Raw genomic sequence first — 17,321 nt, 5'->3', positions numbered from 1 at the left:
GCGATCTTACAGCCTGTTTTCCCCGGTCCACAGCCCGCACTCGGTTTTGCCCTTCCCGGCCCAGCGGCCCGCACGGGCGTCCTCACCGGGCCGAACGGCGCGGGTGCAGGGCCAGCAGCCGATGCTCAGAAAGCCGTCCCAGTACAGTGGGTTTACCGGCAGGTCGTGTTCTCTCGCGTAGGCTTCTAGGCGCTCGCGGGTCCAGTAGGCCAGGGGATTGACCTTGACGCGCGCGCCGCCGGTTTCTACAAAGGGGATATCGGCGCGGGTGCTCGCTTGGTCGCGGCTGCGGGCATTCAGCAGGGCGGAGGGCATTTTCTCCCGAAGATAGGCCTGGAGGGGCGCCACCTTGCGCGCCGCACAGCAGGCGTCGGGGTCACTCGCGTACAGGTCGGGTGCGGTCTGCCCGTCTTCGGGATGTGCGCCCCCGTGCAGCGTGACAAAGGTGAGTTCCGGGTAACGGGCCGCGAGACGGTCACGCGTCGCTAGCGTCTCGGGGAAGTGGTAGCCCGTGTCTACAAACACCACCTCACCCCGGTAACCCGCCCGCACAGCCAGATCAAGCAGCACCACGCCGTTGAGGTTAAAGGCACTCGGCATCAGCAGGTCGGGGTGCTGTGCCAGCGCCCAGCGGATGATCTCGCGGGGGTCGGTGTCGGGGGTAAAGCTCGGCGCGGTCGCCAGCGGTTCGCCTCCCTGTTCGGGCGTCCGCACCTCGGCGCGGTTTTCCAAAGCGGTCATGCCCGGCCCTCCAGATGGGCGAGCAGTTGTCGCACGCCTTCTTCCACCGTGATGCGGTCGGTGCGCAGGTGCAGGTCAGGGTTCTCGGGGGCCTCGTAGGGATCCGAGACGCCGGTGAAGTGGGGGATCTCTCCGGCCAAAGCCCTGCGGTACAGGCCCTTGACGTCGCGCTCGGTCACGACTTCCAGAGGCGCGTCCACAAACACTTCGGTGGCGTTGGGCAGGGTGGCGAGCACCTCGCGCCGGGTGTCTCTGTAGGGGCTGATCGCGCTGACCAGTACGGTCACGCCGTGCTTGGCAAGCAGGCCCGCCACAAAGGCGATTCGCCGGACATTGGTGTCACGGTCGGCCTTTGTGAACCCCAGCCCCTTGCTGAGGTTCTCGCGAACCGCGTCACCGTCGAGCAGTTCTACCCGCTCGCCCCGTGCGGCGAGCTCCGCGTACAGGGCGTTTGCCAGGGTGCTTTTGCCCGCGCCCGAGAGGCCAGTCAACCACACGACGCGGCCGGTTCCGACTTCAGGACGGTTGAGGGTGCCGGTCATGCGAGGACGGCCTCCTCGTCGGGCTTCAGCAGGGTGTCGGGCGCAAAGCGCTCGTGGCCCACCCGGTCAGCGTACTCCACAAAGCTCTCGCCGGGCCGCTTGTTCGCGCGGAAGTCGGCCAGCACCGCCTCGGTGTACTCGTTCAACCGGGTGCCGGGCACAAAGCCCTTCAGCTTGGTGCCTGTGCGCTGCGCTTGCCCGATGCTGCCCGCCAGGTGCACCTGGAAGACTTCCTCTTCTCCGCGGAGCGAGCCCATAAAGCCCAGGTCGGCCACCTGGTAACGGGTGCAGGCGTTCGAGCAACCCGTCAGGTTGATGGTAAAGGGCACGTCCAGGTCGCTGAACTTGGGCTCCAGGTCATTGACCAGGGCGGCGGTGCGGGCCTTGGTCTCGGTGAGGGCCAGGCGGCAAAACTGCGTGCCGGTGCAGGCGATGGTGGTGCCGCGCAGGGTGGTCTTGGGCGCGAGGTCGATCGCCTCCAGCTCGGCGCTGAGCGCCGCGAGATCCTCTGACTTCACGTGGGGAATCATCATGTTCTGGAAGGCGGTGGTCCGCAGCACGCCCTGGCCGTAGCGGTCGGCAAGCTCCGCCAGCCGGCGCGCCTTGAAGGGATCGATGCGCCCCACGGTGGTCGCGACGACCACGTAGTTCAGACCGTCACGCTGGGGATGGATGCCCAGCACGTCGTTGCCGCCAAAACGGGCCACGGGCGCGGGGGGACCGTCCGTGAGCCTGCGGCCCAGGTACTGCGTCTCCACCATCTCGCGGAACCGCTCCACGCCGATGTCCTTGATCAGGAACTTCAGGCGGCTTTTCTTGCGGCTCACGCGGTAGCCGTGGTCACGGTAGGCGGCGGTGATCGCCTGGCCCACCTCCACCACCTCTTCCGGCCGCAGAAACACCCCCAGCCGCTTGGCGAGGTGCGCGAGTGCCCCCAGACCGCCGCCTACCCACACGTCAAAGCCGACCTCATCGCCGACGCGGTGGGCCAGAAAGCCGATGTCATTGATGAGGTGAACGCCTTCGAGCTCGGGCGTCCCCGTCAGGCTGATCTTGAACTTGCGGGGCAGGTCCTGGAAGTCGGGGTTGCCGCTCAGCGTTCCTTCCATCGCGGCAGCCAAGGGCCGTACGTCGATCACCTCACGGGCGTCGAGGCCCGCGAGCGGCGAGGCGATCACCGCGCGCACCGTGTCGCCGCAGGCCCCCTTGGTGTGCAGCAGGCCCGCGTGTTCCAGGCGCTCAAAGATCTGCGGCACCTGCTCGATGCGCAGCCAGTGGAACTGAAAGGCCTGGCGGTCCGTCACGTCCAGAAAGCCGCGCCCGAACTCTTCCGAGATGCCCGCCACCACCCGCAGCGTGTCCGACGAGAACTCGGCGGTCGGGACCTTGACGCGCATCATCAGGTAGCCGTCTTCCTGCGGGCGCTGGGGATAGACGCCCGCCCACTTCAGCAGGTCGATCTTGTCGGGGTCAATAAACCCCTGGGCGGCGAACTGCGGGATCAGCTCAAACACCTTAAAGGGCGGAATCTCTTTTTTCAGGGCTTCGATATCGCTCATCAGAAGGCTCCGTGGGGTTCGGGGAGGCGAGAGGCAGAGCTGTGGGGCCAGAGTCAGCGACTTCCACGACCGGCGGACGGCCGGGACCTTTGCAGGGGACAGTGACAGTGGAGCGACCGCAGCATCATTGATAAAAATGGTAATCTTCTATGGCGGATAAAACAAGTCAACTGTTCTAGGTCTCTTTCAGACCGGGGGGGTCAAACTGGGCTGGCCGTTCCCGGCTCCTCAAGCATTCGGCTTGAGCAGGTGCCCCAGGCAGTGCCCGTAGCTCACGCCCTGGCGGGCATCCTGCACGAGGTCTTCGACGCTGAATTCCTGCAACACGGCGAGCATCGCGTCACGCATTCGCTGGTAGACCGTCGCGCGGGCGTGACAGCGGTGTTCCTCCACGCACGGCTCGTGCCAGTTCAGGCTGATACAGGAGAGGGGGGCGACCGGGCCGTCGACCGCCCGCACCACCTCACACAGCGAGATCAGCTTTGGCTTGCGGCTGAGGGCGTACCCGCCGCCGATGCCCTTTTTGCTTTTGACGATGCCCCGGGCGGTCAGCGCGGCCAGGATGCGCACCAGGTAGGGGCGGTGAACGCCCGTCGCCTCACTGATCTCCTCGCTGGACACCCAGCGCGCGTTGTCCTGGAGCCCCAGGTAGCCCAGCGCTTGAAAGGCATAGACATCGGTGGCCGAAAGCCGCATGGGAGGAGGCTACCAGCTTCCAGCGGCCAGCCGCCAGCAGGAATGGGGGCGAGCCGCTACCTTCCAAACCGCTCCCGCAGGTATGCGAGCGCCACCGGGTCGAAGCGGCCCCCCGGTACCCAGCGCTCCTCCAGGTTCTCGGTGCCGAAGAGGGCCCAGGCCGCGGCTTCCGTGTCGGGGTCCCAGGGACCGGCGGGAAGCGAGGTCGCGTAGTCCTCTTGGATCAGCAGGGCGCGCAGCCACTCCAGTTCCTCCCCCGTCAGTTCACGGGTGCGGTGAGGGCGGCCGAACAGCAGGTCATGGAGGTCAAGGAGCCGCGCCAGCTCCGCGCAGGGGTCGGGATGGTCGTCGGCGCGCAGGTTCACCCAGTCGTCGCTGAGGCCGCCGTACCCCCGCCCCGGCCCCACGCACAGGAGCGCAGCCGATTGCCGACCGCGCCGGTCCCCGCCTGCCCCGTCTCCAGCCCGGAGCGCGGCGAGCAGGCGCCGGGGGAGGGGCTCTTCCGCCGCGGCGGTCCAGGCCGCCAGCATCGCCTCCAGCACCTCCGGACCGGTCAGGATGTTGCCCTGGAGCGCCACGTTTTCGCGTGCTAGGCCGCCTGCCCAGGCGTGGCAGCCCTCGCCCGTAAAGGTCACGCTGCGTCCGTCGGCCCCCACCATCCCGAACTGCCGCTGCCGGATGTCGGGGTCCGTCGCCTGGAACTTGGCCGCCACCTCCGCGGGGGCCAGACCCGCCGCCAGTTCGCGCAGGCCGTCCGGACCGTACTGGGGATTGACGTAGCTTTGCGTGGCGACCGCGCCCACGCCCGCCCGCGCGAAGGGAACCAGCGCCCCCACGGCCAGGAACTTGCTCGCCACAGCGACACCTAGGTCGCCCGTTACCGGGTCGCGGCCCACGATAGAAAAGGTCATGGGAAGACGCTAGCAGTTGCCAGCCCCGGCGGTGGGTTGCGCGTGTTAGCCTCGGCCGGATGACCTTTGCCGCCGCCGTCACCGACCGCACCCGCCGCCTTCAGTCCCGGCTGTGTGTGGGTCTCGATCCTCGTGCGGGCGCCTACCGTGACCACGCCCAGCTGCGCGCCCACACGCTGGACGTGCTGGAGGCGACCGCGCCCTACGCCGCCTGCGTCAAGCCGCAGCTCGCCTTTTTCGAGGCCCTCGGTCTGCCCGGGTTCGCGCTGCTAGAAGAGCTGTGCGCCGCTGCCCGCACGCTTGGTCTGCCGGTCATTCTCGACGGCAAACGTGGCGATATCGGCTCCACCGCCGCAGCCTACGCGCAGGGGTGGCTGACGGGCACGCACGCGGGAGATGCCCTCACGGTGAATCCCTTCCTGGGATTTGGGACCCTCGCGCCCTTTGTGGAGGCTGCCCGCGCGAACGGCGGCGGGGTCTTTGTCCTGGTCAAGACCAGCAATCCCGATCAGGCCGACCTTCAGGGCCAGGGGGTCAGCGAGCGCGTGGCGGTGGAGGTGGCCCGGCTGGACGCCGAGGAGGCAGGGGAATACGCGAGCGTCGGTGCGGTGGTGGGCGCGACCCACCCCCGGGACCTCGCCACCTTTCGCGCGCTGATGCCGCGGGCGCTGCTGCTGCTGCCCGGCCTGGGGGCCCAGGGGGGGCAGGCCGCGGACCTCGTCCCGGCCTTTCATACGGGCGGAACGGGCGCGCTGGCGAGCGCGAGCCGTGCCGTGCAGTACGCAAACGGATTGGAGGTGGCGGCGAGCCGCGCTGCCGCCCAGAGGCTCCGCGACGAGCTGAACGCCGCGCTTGGCCTCTAACTCCCCTCCCCGTGCGCTTCCCGCAGCTTGCGCCAGCGCCCTTCTACCCGCGCCTCCCAGCCCTCGCCCGCCGGGGCGTAGAGGTCTAGCCGCACGCCGTCCGGAAGGTAGGCCTGCGCAAAAGACCCTGCGGGATCGTCGAAGTAGTAGGCGTACCCCTCACCGTACCCCTGCGCGCGCAGAAGCGAGGTGGGCGCGTTGCGCAGGTGAAGCGGCACGGGGAGCGTCTCGCCTTCGCGCACCGCGTCCTGTGCCCGCTTCCACGCCACGTACACGCTGTTACTCTTGGGCGCGAGGGCGAGGTACACGACGGCCTGCGCGAGCGCGAGTTCGCCTTCTGGGCTGCCCAGGAAGTCCACCGCGTCCCGTGCGGCGATGCTCAGCCGCAGCGCCTGCGGGTCAGCGAGGCCGATGTCCTCCGAGGCCATCCGCACGATGCGGCGAGCGACGTAGAGGGGGTCAGCGCCGCCTTCGAGCAGGCGTGCCAGCCAGTACAGGGCGGCGTCCACGTGCGAACCCCGCACGCTCTTGTGCAGCGCCGAGATCAGGTTGTAGAAGTCTTCGCCGTTCTTGTCCATGGCGGGGAGGTGCCGCCCAAAGGCTTCGCGCACCGCCTCGGGCGTCACCGGGTTGGCGAGGGTCGCGGCTACTTCCAGCGTCCCCAGCGCCCGGCGCGCGTCCCCCTCCGCCAGGCGCGAGAGCAGGTCGAGCGCCTCGCTGGAGGCGGTGACCTCCGGTAACCCGCGCGGGTCGTGCAGGGCCCGTTCGAGCAGGCCGCGCACATCCTCGCTGGACAGCGGCTCGAGCACCAGTGTCCGCGCCCGCGACCGGAGCGCCGGGTTCACCTCGAAGCTCGGGTTCTCGGTCGTCGCGCCGATCAGGGTGAGCAGGCCGGATTCGACATGGGGCAACAGGGCGTCTTGCTGGGCCTTGTTGAAGCGGTGAATCTCGTCCAGAAAGAGGATGGTGCGTTGCCCGCGCGCTCGCAGGCGCTCGGCCTCCGCCACCGCCTCGCGCACGTCCTTGACGCCCGCCGACACCGCCGAGAGCGGGATGAAGTGGGCGCCGGTTTCGTGCGCGATCAGCCGCGCCAGGGTGGTTTTGCCCACGCCGGGCGGTCCCCACAGAATCAGCGAGCCCAGCCGCCCGCTGTGCAGCAGGCGCGTGAGCGGTTTGCCTGGCCCGAGCAGGTGCCCTTGGCCCACCACTTCCGCGAGCGTGCGGGGGCGCAGGCGCTCGGGCAGGGGGGCGGGCGGATCGAAGAGCGTCACCCGGCGAGGATAGCGGGGCGCACAATGGTTCCGTGGACCTTCAGGCACAGATCGAACGGGAAGGCTTTCCGCCCGGCACCTCTGTCATCCCGCTGGCCGAGCCCGGCGGGCAGCTTTTCCGAGCGACCCAGGACGGGGGCACGCGCGGCCTCGAACTCCTGCTGACGAACGAGGCCGTTCGGATGTACGGCGCGGGCCCCTCGCTGGCCCTGGTGCTGAGCCGCCTGCGCGAGCGGGCCGAAAGGGGCTTGCCGCCCGCCCTGGCTCCGGGCGTCTATGAGCGGCAGGTGTTTGTGGGAGACTAAGCGTCCCGCTTGCCGAACACGTCCCGCAGCGCCGCACGTGCCGCCCAGAAGCCGCACATCCCGTGGATTCCGCCGCCCGGGGGCGTTGCGCTCGAGCACAGGTACACGCCGGGGACGGGCGTGCGGTACGGGGTAGGGGAGGGGACCGGCCGAACAAGCAGGCCCCGGAGGTCACCCCTTCCACCGTTCACGTCGCCCCCCTCAAAGACCGGGCTCAAGGCCTGAAGCTGCCGGGCGTTCGTCGTGCTCCGCGCGAGCACGAGGTCACGGAAGCCGGGGGCCGCACGTTCGATCTGGGCCTCGATCACTTCCGCGTAGGCGTCCGGCGTGCTTGGCGGCGTGTGGGCATAGGCCCAGAGGACGTGTCTGCCGGCGGGAGCGCGGGACGGGTCAAACAGGGTGGGCTGTGCGGCCAGCACGAAGGGCCGCTCTGGGGCCCTGCCGCGTGCCACGCTGGCCTCTGCCCCCGCAATCGCTTCCAGCGTACCCCCCAGGTGAACGGTCCCTGCGCGCCGTAGGGCGGGGTCACGCCAGGGCACCGGACCGCTGAGCGCGTAGTCGAGCTTCAGCAGGCCGGGGCCATAACGGAAACGGCGCAGCCAAGCACGGTAGCCGGGTGTTCCCCTCTCCCCCAGGATGTTCAGCAACACGGCGGGACTGGAATCCACCAGAACCGCGCGGGCGGGGGGCAGGTCACGGGCGGTTCTCACCTCCACGCCCAGTTCGATCTCGCCGCCCAGAAAGCGCAGGTACTCGGCCAGGGCATTCGCGAGCGCCTGCGCTCCGCCGCGCGGAAAGGGCCAGCCCGCCGCGTGGGCCAGCGTGCCCAGCAGGAGGGCGTAGGCTCCGGTGCCGAGCGCGGAGAGGGGCAGGGTGCTGTGTGCCGCGAGGCCTGCCCAGGCGGCCCGCGCCTCCCGTGTGTTCAGAAGCCTTGCCGTGAGGGTGGCCGGAGTCAGCCCCCGAATGCCGAAGTGAGCGAGCGTCCAGGGGTGGCGGGGAAGCCGTGGCAAAGGCCTGAGCACGTCGTCGAGCAGGCTGCGCCAGTCCGCCACCAGCGGACCGAACAGGGCCAGCCAGGTCGGCGCGTCCCGCCCAAAGGCCGCCGCCGCCGCGTGCAGGTCGCGTTCCACCACCACACCCGTCCCGTCCTCCAGCACGTGGGCGAAGGGGGCGTCCGGCTGTATCCAGCTCAGCCCAAAGGCGCAAAGGGGCCAGTTCCGGAAGGCTGGGGAGGCGATGCCCAGCGGATGCACTGCGCTCCCCACGTCATGCCGGAAGCCCGGGAGGGTGAGGGGAGCGCTGCCCAGGCCTCCGCCGACCTGGCAGCGACGTTCCAGCACCCGGACCCGCAGGCCCGCGCGCGCGAGCGTGATCGCCGCGGCCAGGCCGTTCGGTCCCGCGCCGACAACCACGGCGTCGAGGGCGGGCTGCCCGGTCTTCACCTCCCGGCGCGCCCGGCGGACTGCACCGCGTCCACCGTTCGTAGGGCTGCGTCCACCGTCTCCCGGATCAGGGCGGGGTCCGCCAGCGTGTCCCCCGGCTGGTGGTAATTCGCGTCCAGCCCCCGGTGGAAGAACAGGGTGGGAACGCCCGCCGCGCTAAAGGAGGCGTGGTCACTGTCCCCGCCCGCGCGGAACGACCCCAGCGCCGGTGTTCCCCGAAGCGCCGCGTCCACCAGGGCGCTGTCTCCACCGACCGCGAGGGGCGCGGCGTTGACGCCCACCATGTCGAAGTTGAACATGGCTTTGAGGCTCTGGAGAACGGCGGGGTTCGCCTTGACAAAAGCCCGCGAGCCGCGCAGTCCGTCCTCCTCGCCGTCGAACAGGACGAAGAGGCTGCGGGCCGCGAGGGGCGTGTTCACGGCGCGGCGGGCCAACTCCAGCACGGCCAGGCTGCCCGAGAGGTTGTCGTTGGCGCCGGGTGCGCCGGGCACCGAGTCCAGGTGTCCGCCGAACAGAAATTCGGGCGGCTCCGCGCTCGCCTTGTAGGCCACCACGTTCACGCCGTGCACCTCGCCTTCCCGCACGCGCACCCGCAGGCTGACCGTCTGCCCTTCCCGCAGGGCCGCGCCCACGGCGGGGGGAACGCCCAACACCGGCAACTCCACCCGCTCGCCCAGGCTGCCGCGCAGCTCTCCCGCCTCGCTGTTCACCACGATCAGGCCTGCTGCACCCGCCGCCAGGGCGTTGCGGGCCTTGTGCAGGAAGGAAAGCTCACCGCGCCGCACGACCGCGATCCTGCCGCGCACGTCCACCTTCCCGAAGTCGCTGGGCGTACCGACGCCGGGCACGGGGACGGCGGGGGCGGTGACCTCTCCGCCCACCGTTCCCTGAAGGGCTCGCCCGGTCAGGACCCGCTCGCCCACCCGCACGTCCGAACCGAGGTCCTCGAAGCGGGGGTAGGAGAAGGCCTCCCGGCGGGTGCCGTAGCCCAGGGCGCGAAACTGCGCCTCAAAGTACGTGCGGGCCTGTTCGCCTGCGGCGCTTCCGGCCACCCGGGGACCGAACGGCAAGACGGTGGCAAGGTCGGTTTCAACGTCCGCTCGGGCGAAGGAACCCAGGGTCAGCGCGGCCAGGAGGGCCCGCCCGTTCAGTGGCCACATGGAGACAGCAAAGCATACAGGGCCAGGGCGAAGGTGAGCGCAGGCCTGCCTCGGTGTTCGCCGCGCTACACTCCCTGCGATGGAGATCGGCGCGACCATCGCGGGCCGCTACCTTCTGCACGCCCTGCTTGGCGAGGGCGGCAGCGCGAAGGTCTACCGCGCGCGCGACGACCTGTTGGGCCGTGAGGTGGCCGTCAAGGTGCTGCACCCGCACCTGCCCGAGGGCGACCGGGCCCGCTTTCTGCGCGAGGTGCGCACGCTCGCGCGCCTGACGCATCCGGGGGTGGTACCGGTGCTCGACCTGGGCGAGGTGACCGACGCGAGCGGTCTGCCGCGCAGTTTTTTCACCATGCCGCTGCTCACCGGTGGGCCGCTGACCGCCCTGGGGCCGCTGGAGGACGCGCCGCGCCCGCTCGCGCACTTCCTGACGGCGGCGGCTTTTGCCTCGCGCGCGCTGGGGTACATCCACGCGCAGGGGATCATTCACCGCGACCTGACGCCGGGAAACATCCTGCTTGACGCCGCTCGGATGCCGCGCATCATGGATTTCGGGCTGGTGGCCCTCAGCGAGCATTCTCGGCACCTCACCCGCAGCGGGGTCACGCTGGGTACCCCTGCCTACATGGCGCCCGAGCAGGCGCGGGGTGTGGGTGTAGGGCCGCGCAGCGACCTGTATGCGCTGGGGGCCGTGCTGTACCGGGTGGCCTGCGGCTCTCCCCCCTTCGTGGGTGACAGTGACCAGAGCGTGCTCTTTCAGCACGTGTACGAGCCGCCCCCGGACCCCCGTGACCTGAACCCGGCCGTACCGGACGCCGTCGCGCGGGTGCTGCTCGCGCTGCTTGCCAAGCGCCCGGAGGACCGCCCGGAAAGCGGCGAGGCGGCGGCGCACCTGTGGGCCCTTGCACGGCGGGACGTGTGGGCACGGCACGCGCGGGGCCAGTACCGCGGCGGCCGCACCCGCACGGGCGAGCACCCCGACGGTCCCGCTCGCCCGGAGCACCTGCGCGAGGCGTGGAGCGTGCCTCTTCCCGGCGAGGTGACCTGGCCCGCCGCCGTCGTGGGCGAGGGTGACCTGCTCGCGGTGGGCACACGCGGCGGTCAGTTGGTCCTGCTGCACACCTCCGGGCGGCCCTACGCCACCTACGCCGCCCGGGACGAGGTGACGGCGCCCGCCACCTTTCAGGAAGGCCACGTCCTCTACGGCGCGTGGGACGGCACCCTGCGCCGTGTTCGGCTGGACGGACAGGAACTGTGGCAGCATCAGGCCCGCGCCGAGTTCACCGGGGCGCCGACCCTCTGGGGCGGGCGGGTGCTTGCCGCCAGCCGGGATGGTCACCTGCACGCCCTCGACGCTCGGCGTGGCGAACTCGCCTGGGCCTACCGCGCAGGTGGACCGCTGGCCGCCTCGCCCGTTCTGTGGGCCGGGGCCGCCCTGCTGTGTGACGAGAACGGCTGGCTGCATGCCCTGGACGCCCGCAGCGGCAGTCCCCTGTGGAAGGTAGAGGTCGGCACTGTTCATGCCACACCCGCCCTGCTGCCGACCGCACCGGGCGAGGCCACCCTGATCGTTCCCACCTGGCCGGGAGAGGTCCACGCCCTGGGCCTCAGCGCCGCTTCGGGCCGCGCGCAGCTCGCCACGCCAGAGCCCACCCTCTGGACGTACGACCTCGAGGATGAGATCTGGGCCGCACCCGCCCTCACGCCCGGCCTCGCCCTCGTCGCGGGCTGGGGCGGGACCGTTCGTGCCCTGCGCCTCGCAGACGGCGAGGACGTGTGGAGCCATACCCTGCAAGGCCGGGTCACTGCCAGCCCCGTCGTCAGCGCTGGACTGGTTTTCCTCGCCTCCGAGGCGGGTGAACTGACCGCGCTTGACGTGCAGACCGGCGAGGTGCGCTGGCAGCAGCGGGAGCGGGAAGGCGTGCAGGCCACGCCCCTCGCGGCGGGCGGGACGCTCTACGTGGCCTTTATGAACGGCACGTTGCGTGCCTACCGGGAGAAGCCTGAGCCCTGAGGTTCTCATATCCCCCTGACATTTGCCTGCACGAGCGCCCCTACACTTGAAACTGGACGCCGCCCTCAAGCTCCGTCCCCGTCACGGAGGTAGGAACATGCCCAACATCGGACCCGGTGAACTGTTTGTCATTCTTCTCATCGCCCTGCTCGTCTTTGGCCCCAAGAAGCTGCCCGAACTCGGCAAGAGCCTCGGTGCGGGGATCCGCGAGTTCCGCCGCGGGACGCAGGGCCTCAAGGAAGAACTGGAAGGCAGCTTCCGCGAGGCGCCGTCTCAGGCTGCGGCACCGGCGCAGACCATCACCGCGCAGGCCGTCGTGCCGCCCGCTACAGCCCAGGTGGTCACGCCTGCCCCGGCTGTGGTTGAAGAAAAGCCGCACGCTTGACGTCTGAAGGGAAGTCGCCTCCTGAGGTGGAGGCGGCTTTTTTTGAGGGGCAGGGCTTCTTGCTTCGGTTTGCTCTCTCCCCCCAGACGGGCACAGCTGCGGGGAAGCGGCGCTGCGCTGGGCAAGCGTGGTTCTGGACGCTGACGGGGTTGCCTCGCCCCGAACGGCTCGTCTGCCTGGCAAGCGGATTGGGAAGGGGAGAACGTGGACGCGCCTCTTGCTCCTCTCCCCTTGCGGGGGAGGCTGGGAGGGGGTGGCAAGCAACGCTTCCCCTCACTCCAAGCCCCTTTGAACCGGAATGCCGCGCACCCTTCCCCCCGAGCTGAAATGTTGCCTGTCCGGCGGCGGGCCGGGCTGCTAGATTGTCCGGGTGATCCCGGAACGTGTGGCGCTGGTGACGGACAGCACGGCGGGCCTGGGCGCGGCGGAGGGCGCGGCGCTCGGCGCCTTTGTGGTGCCGCTCACGCTGGAGGTGGGCGGTACGGTCTACAGCGATCCCGGCACGCTGGTTCGCCCCGAGCTGTCCGTCATGACGAGCGAGGCCCTAGCGGCGCAGATGCTGGCCGGTGCCCTGCCCCGCACCAGCCAGGGCACCCCGCAGGACTTCGCCCGCCTGTATGAGGCGGCGCTTGTGGAGGCAGACCGCGTGCTGTGCCTACCGGTCGCCTCGACCCTCAGCGGTACGTACGCGGCGGCGGTGCGGGGGGCAGAGGCGTTCGGGGGCCGAATCCGGGTGGTGGATACCGGGCTGGTCAGCGCGGGGCTGGGAGCGGCGGTGCGGCAGGCGCGCGCCTGGCTGAACGCAGGCCGTGACCCCGAGAGCGTCGCCCAGGCGCTCGCCCAGTACGGAGAACGCGTCTTTCTGCGCATTGTGCCCCAGGATCTGCGCTGGCTGATCGCGGGCGGACGGCTTTCACGGGTGGCCGGAGCTGCGGCGCGGGTGCTCAAGGTCCGCCCCATCATTCGGGTGGAGGGCGGAAAGGTGGAAGCGGCAGCCCGCGTGCGTGGCTTTCACGCCGCCCTGCGCGAAGTGGTGCGAGCATTCCCCGCAGGCCTTGAGGCGGTGGTGCTGCATGCGGGCAACCCGGCGGACGCCCGCTGGCTGGCTGGAGAACTCGCCCTGCGCAACGTGCGGGTGCTGGGCACCCAGGAGGTGGAGGCCGTGCTGCTGGTCCACGCGGGGCCAGGCACCGTGGGGGTGGCGGGCGTGCCGCCGGTGGAACGCTGATGCTGGCCCGCGCCCGCAGCGTGGCCCTGATCGGCGTGGACGCCGTGCCCGTCGAGGTGGAGGTGGATGTCAGCCCGGGCCTCCCGGCCTTTACGGTGGTCGGTTTGCCGGACCAGGCGGTGAGCGAGGCCCGCGAGCGGGTGCGAGCGGCGGTGCGCAACGCGGGGCTGCCCTTTCCTGCCGCGCGCATCACCGTGAACCTTGCTCCCGCCGACCTGCGCAAGGAAGGACCGCTGTATGACCTGCCCATCGCGCTCGGGCTGCTCGCGGCGCAGGAGCTGCTGCCCGCCGGGGCCCTCTCCAGGGTCGTGAGTGCCGGAGAACTCGCGCTCGACGGCTCGCTGCGGCCCATCGCGGGGGCGGTGAATCTTGCCCTGCTCGCCGCGCAGGAGGACCGGCCCGCCCTGCTCCCGGAGGGAAACGCGCCGGAAGCCGCCCTGATCGGCGGCTTGAGGGTGTACGGCGCGCGCACGCTGCTCGATGCGGTGCGCCACCTCAGCGGCGAGCGTCCGTTGCCCCAGGCGGTGCCCCCCGAGACGGCCCCCAGTGAGGACACGCCCCTTGACCTCGCGGACATCAAGGGGCAGACGGCGGCCAAGCGAGCGCTTGAAATTGCCATTGCGGGCGGCCATAACCTGCTGCTTGTCGGCTCGCCCGGCAGCGGCAAGACCATGCTGGCCCGGCGCGCCCCCACGCTCCTGCCGCCCCTCACCCGCGCCGAGGCACTGGAGGTGACCCGCATCCATTCCGCAGCGGGGCTGCTGGCCGTGCGCGCGGGCTTGGTCAGCCAGCCGCCCTACCGCTCTCCTCACCACACCGTGAGTGACGCGGGGTTAATCGGCGGCGGGAGCGTGCCCAAACCCGGTGAGGTGAGCCTGGCGCATAGAGGCGTCCTTTTCCTGGACGAATTTCCGGAGTTCTCGCGCAAGGCGCTTGAGAGCCTGAGGCAGCCCCTGGAGGACGGGCAGGTCACCATCAGCCGCGCCCGCGCCACCGTGAGTTATCCGGCCCGCTTTCAGCTGATTGCCGCCATGAATCCCTGTCCCTGCGGTCACCACGGTGATCCCGAGAGGCCCTGCACCTGCACGCCCACCGAGCGCACCCGTTACGCCGCGCGCCTAAGCGGGCCGCTCCTCGACCGCATCGACCTGATTGTGCGCGTTCCCAGGTTGACGGTGGACGAGCTTGCTCGCGCGCCCGAAACCGAGAACAGCCTCACCGTGCGTGACCGCGTGACCCAGGCCCGCGCCGTGATGCTCACGCGGCAGGGGGGACGCAACAGTGACCTCACCGGACAGGCCCTGCGGCGACACGCCCCCCTCGCGCCCGGCCCGGAAGCCTTTTTGCGTGCGGCGGCTCGGCAACTGAACCTCAGCGGGCGGGGCTTTGACCGGGTGCTGCGGGTGGCGAGAACCGTGGCTGACCTGGCGGGTAGCGCTGACATCCGTGAGGCACATCTGGCAGAGGCGGTCACCTACCGCCCGCGCGAGCTGGGGTGAGGCCATGCCCCTGATCCTGCTGCCTGACCTGGGCGACCTGCTGCGCCTGCACCCGCAGTTCAACGCGGGCACCGTGGCCGAACTCCTTCACTGGCTGGCGGGCCAGGGGGTTCCGGCGCGGGAGCTTCAGTGGGCCAGCGGCCCCGACCCCGATCATCCCTTGCGCGACGCGCTGCCCGCCGCCGGGGTGACGCTGCGCGAGGTGCCCTTTCGCTGGGCGGAGGCCGAGGCCGATCACGGGCAACTCCTGACCTTCCTGAGCCAGTACCCCCAGGGCCGCGAACGCCTGCGCGAGGCGAAGAGGGCCGAGCAGGCCTTTGCGGCGGTGCTCACCGCGCCGCTGACCCCCCAGCGTGCCCTGAGCCGTGAGGTGCAGGACGCGGCCCAGACCTACCACGCCGCCCTGCGTGCCGCTCTGGGCGAGGGACCGGGAACCCGCTGGCGAGCGCGGCGCCTGGAGGAGACCGCCGCCGCCCTGCGTGGCGTGGCCGAGGGGGTGGCGCTTCTTCCTCTGGACGACCTGCACGACCTGCTGCCGCATCTGCCCGCCGCCCGGCTGCCAGACCTCACGGGCTTTCTGCCCGGTGAACTGTCCCGCGTTCGTGCCCTCGCTGACCGGGCCTGGCAGCTTCGCGAGGAAGACGACGTGGGAACGCTTCTCGCTGCCCTGGAACGTGAGGCGGGTAACCGGGTCACGCCCCGCGCCGAACTCGATGCCGCTGCGGCCGGGGTGTACCTGGCTGTCGGGGAGCTGGAGCGCGCCCGTAGCCTGCTCGAACGCGCTGCCCACGCCCTGAGCGATAACCTGCCGCGCAGCCTGCCGGGGCTGGTGCTCGCCCGGCTGGGGCAGGTGCGGGACGCCCTGGGGGAGCGCGAGTTGGCCATGCGCACCTACCGCGGCGTGCTGGCCCTCCCGTACGCGCCTGAAGTCGCTCGGCACACCGCGCAGGAGGGGCTGCGGACCCCCTTCCAGGTGGAGCGGTAACACCGAACGCGGGAAGGGGTTTCCCACGTTCGGCGCGGTCCTGCCTGCTTATCCCCGCTTGCGCCGCCGCAGACGTTCCATCGCCGCTTCCAGGCTCAGGCGCATGCGTTCGAGGGCCTGGGCCAGGTCGCCGATCTCGTCGTTGCGGTCCGCCTGGACCGGGCGGGTGAGGTCACCCATGCTGATGGCGTCGGCCGCCTGCACCAGACGCTCGATGGGCTGCACGACGCGGCGGGTTGCCCGCAGGGCCAGGACCGCCGCGAGGATCAGCGCGAGCAGCGACACCCCCAAGACGAGCAGCAGCGTGTTGCGCAGGTTGGCGTCAGCCTCGTTGGTGGGCACGCCGACAGCGATGCGGTACAGCAGGTCCGCGTTGTTCTCGCTGCCGGGGATGGTCGTGCGCTGGTTGTTCTCGGTTTCCACCACGCCCAGACGGCTGACCACGTAGCTGTTGCGCTCGGAGCGCTGGTTCTCCTGAGCTTCGGCCAACTCGCGCAGCGTCTTGGCCTGCGGGGTATCCGCCGCTCCAACCGCTTCCAGCTGCGCGAGCTGTTCGCGGTAGGCCTCGGCGGCGCTGCCCCGGGTGACAAAGGTGCCGGTTTCCGGGTGTTCGCGCAGGAAGGTGGCCACCCGCCCTTGCAGGATGCTGTCAAGCTGGGGGGTTTGGCTGCGGAAGTAGGTGGTGCCGTCGGGGAGCTCGACGCGCACGAAGCCGACGTTGGAGCGCCGCAGCAGCGCGTCGAGCTGCGCATTCACCGTCTCCTGGTCTCGGGTGTCGAGGCTGGTTCCGACCGCAACCGCAACCGCCTGAGCGTTCTGTCCCACGAGTTGCCGTTGGAGGCTGGGCAGGATCGCGGTGAGAAGCCCCAGCGTCAAGGCCGTCGACAGGGCAAGCGGTGCCAAGGCCCCAAAGGTCATCTGCCGCGCCAGGCTGCGGCGACGGCCAAGCGGTCCACGCCCCTCTTCTACAGGAGCCGCCGTCAGAAACTCCTCGGGGGACGTGGTGGGTCCCTCCTGCGGCTTGGCCCCCTCAAGGGTCAGGGCGCCCGTGAAGTCCGACCAGATGTCTCCGTCCTTGGACTCGGAGGCGGCAGGCTGAACGGGGGCTGGGGAAGACGGGGCCGCCGTAGCGACCGCAGGAATCGCTGCGCCAATCACGGTCGGCGTCGCAAAGGGATCCGTGTTCACAGCGGTCGGCGCAAAGGGATCAGCCGCCAACTCGGCCCAGGGGTCCTGCGGGGGCAAGGTCAGCACGCCCGGCTCGGCCCGGCTTGAGGCGGCGGAGGCAGAGGCGCCTGCTGTCTCTGCCCGCGTGGTCCCGGCGGGGTCAAACGCCGCGGCATCCGGGACGGGCAGCATGGGGGCTGCGGCTTGAAAGAGCCCCTCGCGCCCGGCGTCTTCCTCGTGCACCTCCTCCAGGGTGACCTGTGCGCCCACCTCCTGAAAGACGCGCAGCAGCAGCTCGGCGCGGGCGTGCCCGGTCGGCTTCATCAGGCGGCCCGACCGGCGGGCGGCCAGGCGGGCGGCCTGTTCTTGGGACAGCCCAAAGCGTTCCACAAGCTGCCCTTCGAGAACCGGACGCACCTCGTCCGGGACAGGTTGACGGATGACGACCGTGTACTTCATGCGTTGCCCCTCCTGGTCCCGGGCAGCACGCGTTTCCCCTCAGACGCGTCGCCGGACCACCACTGCTGAATTTGCCGCTGCCGAACAGCTCCTTGCG

The 17,321-nt window shown here is 70.5% G+C and carries 16 protein-coding genes; 7 read left to right on the top strand and 9 right to left on the bottom strand.

The annotated features are described in order from the left end of the window. Positions 1-6: 6 nt before the first annotated feature. The 5 genes from EI73_RS04965 to EI73_RS04945 form a co-directional block, all read right to left on the bottom strand. Complete coding sequence (locus EI73_RS04965) at positions 7-741, bottom strand: phosphoadenylyl-sulfate reductase (RefSeq protein ID WP_034384787.1); 735 nt, start codon at positions 739-741, stop codon at positions 7-9. After that, a complete protein-coding gene (gene cysC, locus EI73_RS04960) occupies positions 738-1,283 on the bottom strand; it encodes an adenylyl-sulfate kinase (RefSeq protein ID WP_034384786.1) in 546 nt (181 codons plus the stop codon). The genes EI73_RS04965 and cysC overlap by 4 nt, the downstream gene beginning before the upstream one ends. Beyond that, positions 1,280-2,842: a nitrite/sulfite reductase gene (locus EI73_RS04955; RefSeq protein WP_034384785.1), complete on the bottom strand. Its 1,563-nt coding sequence runs from the start codon at positions 2,840-2,842 to the stop codon at positions 1,280-1,282. Before EI73_RS04955 ends, cysC begins: the two co-directional genes overlap by 4 nt. Positions 2,843-3,070: 228 nt before the next feature. Continuing rightward, positions 3,071-3,538: an RrF2 family transcriptional regulator gene (locus EI73_RS04950; RefSeq protein WP_034384784.1), complete on the bottom strand. Its 468-nt coding sequence runs from the start codon at positions 3,536-3,538 to the stop codon at positions 3,071-3,073. A 56-nt stretch (positions 3,539-3,594) separates the two neighbouring features. Continuing rightward, positions 3,595-4,449 (bottom strand): DUF1028 domain-containing protein, encoded by an 855-nt coding sequence (locus EI73_RS04945; RefSeq protein WP_034384783.1) that lies wholly within the window; start codon positions 4,447-4,449, stop codon positions 3,595-3,597. Between the two features lie 59 nt (positions 4,450-4,508). On the opposite strand from EI73_RS04945, the gene pyrF reads away from it, so the two are divergent. Next, positions 4,509-5,312 carry an orotidine-5'-phosphate decarboxylase gene (pyrF, locus tag EI73_RS04940; RefSeq protein WP_034384782.1) on the top strand — a complete coding sequence of 268 codons (804 nt, stop codon included), beginning with the start codon at positions 4,509-4,511 and terminating at the stop codon, positions 5,310-5,312. On the opposite strand, the gene EI73_RS04935 is transcribed toward pyrF, so the two are convergent. Then, positions 5,309-6,583 carry a replication-associated recombination protein A gene (locus EI73_RS04935; protein WP_034384781.1) on the bottom strand — a complete coding sequence of 425 codons (1,275 nt, stop codon included), beginning with the start codon at positions 6,581-6,583 and terminating at the stop codon, positions 5,309-5,311. The two genes, pyrF and EI73_RS04935, sit on opposite strands and share 4 nt — an antisense overlap. A gap of 32 nt (positions 6,584-6,615) precedes the next feature. Here EI73_RS04935 and EI73_RS04930 point away from each other — a divergent pair, with 32 nt between their 5' ends. Then, positions 6,616-6,888, top strand: coding sequence for a hypothetical protein (locus EI73_RS04930; RefSeq protein WP_034384780.1), 273 nt, complete (start codon positions 6,616-6,618; stop codon positions 6,886-6,888). On the opposite strand, the gene EI73_RS04925 is transcribed toward EI73_RS04930, so the two are convergent. Together EI73_RS04925 and EI73_RS04920 are read right to left on the bottom strand one after the other, a co-directional pair. After that, on the bottom strand, positions 6,885-8,330 hold the full coding sequence (locus EI73_RS04925) for an NAD(P)/FAD-dependent oxidoreductase (RefSeq protein WP_034384779.1): 1,446 nt from the start codon (positions 8,328-8,330) through the stop codon (positions 6,885-6,887). The genes EI73_RS04930 and EI73_RS04925 overlap by 4 nt on opposite strands. Continuing rightward, positions 8,327-9,490, bottom strand: coding sequence for a M28 family metallopeptidase (locus EI73_RS04920; RefSeq protein ID WP_034384778.1), 1,164 nt, complete (start codon positions 9,488-9,490; stop codon positions 8,327-8,329). Before EI73_RS04920 ends, EI73_RS04925 begins: the two co-directional genes overlap by 4 nt. 79 nt (positions 9,491-9,569) lie before the next feature. On the opposite strand from EI73_RS04920, the gene EI73_RS04915 reads away from it, so the two are divergent. The 5 genes from EI73_RS04915 to EI73_RS04895 all read left to right on the top strand — a co-directional run bounded on the left by EI73_RS04915 (position 9,570) and on the right by EI73_RS04895 (position 15,598). Beyond that, positions 9,570-11,501: a serine/threonine-protein kinase gene (locus EI73_RS04915; RefSeq protein WP_034384777.1), complete on the top strand. Its 1,932-nt coding sequence runs from the start codon at positions 9,570-9,572 to the stop codon at positions 11,499-11,501. Positions 11,502-11,598: 97 nt separating this feature from the next. Further along, complete coding sequence (locus EI73_RS04910) at positions 11,599-11,886, top strand: twin-arginine translocase TatA/TatE family subunit (RefSeq protein ID WP_034384776.1); 288 nt, start codon at positions 11,599-11,601, stop codon at positions 11,884-11,886. A 370-nt stretch (positions 11,887-12,256) separates the two neighbouring features. Next, positions 12,257-13,114: a DegV family protein gene (locus EI73_RS04905; RefSeq protein ID WP_231557288.1), complete on the top strand. Its 858-nt coding sequence runs from the start codon at positions 12,257-12,259 to the stop codon at positions 13,112-13,114. Then, positions 13,114-14,613, top strand: a complete 1,500-nt coding sequence (locus EI73_RS04900; RefSeq protein ID WP_034384775.1) for a YifB family Mg chelatase-like AAA ATPase — start codon at positions 13,114-13,116, stop codon at positions 14,611-14,613. Before EI73_RS04905 ends, EI73_RS04900 begins: the two co-directional genes overlap by 1 nt. Before the next feature lie 4 nt (positions 14,614-14,617). Then, complete coding sequence (locus EI73_RS04895) at positions 14,618-15,598, top strand: hypothetical protein (protein WP_034384774.1); 981 nt, start codon at positions 14,618-14,620, stop codon at positions 15,596-15,598. A gap of 48 nt (positions 15,599-15,646) precedes the next feature. Here EI73_RS04895 and EI73_RS04890 read toward each other — a convergent pair whose 3' ends face one another. Continuing rightward, positions 15,647-17,224 carry a HAMP domain-containing protein gene (locus EI73_RS04890; protein WP_034384772.1) on the bottom strand — a complete coding sequence of 526 codons (1,578 nt, stop codon included), beginning with the start codon at positions 17,222-17,224 and terminating at the stop codon, positions 15,647-15,649. Positions 17,225-17,321 lie beyond the last annotated feature (97 nt).

The sequence above is a fragment of the Deinococcus sp. YIM 77859 genome, from assembly GCF_000745175.1.
Classification (GTDB): Bacteria; Deinococcota; Deinococci; order Deinococcales; family Deinococcaceae; genus Deinococcus.
This window is presented reverse-complemented; position numbering and strand designations above follow the sequence as displayed.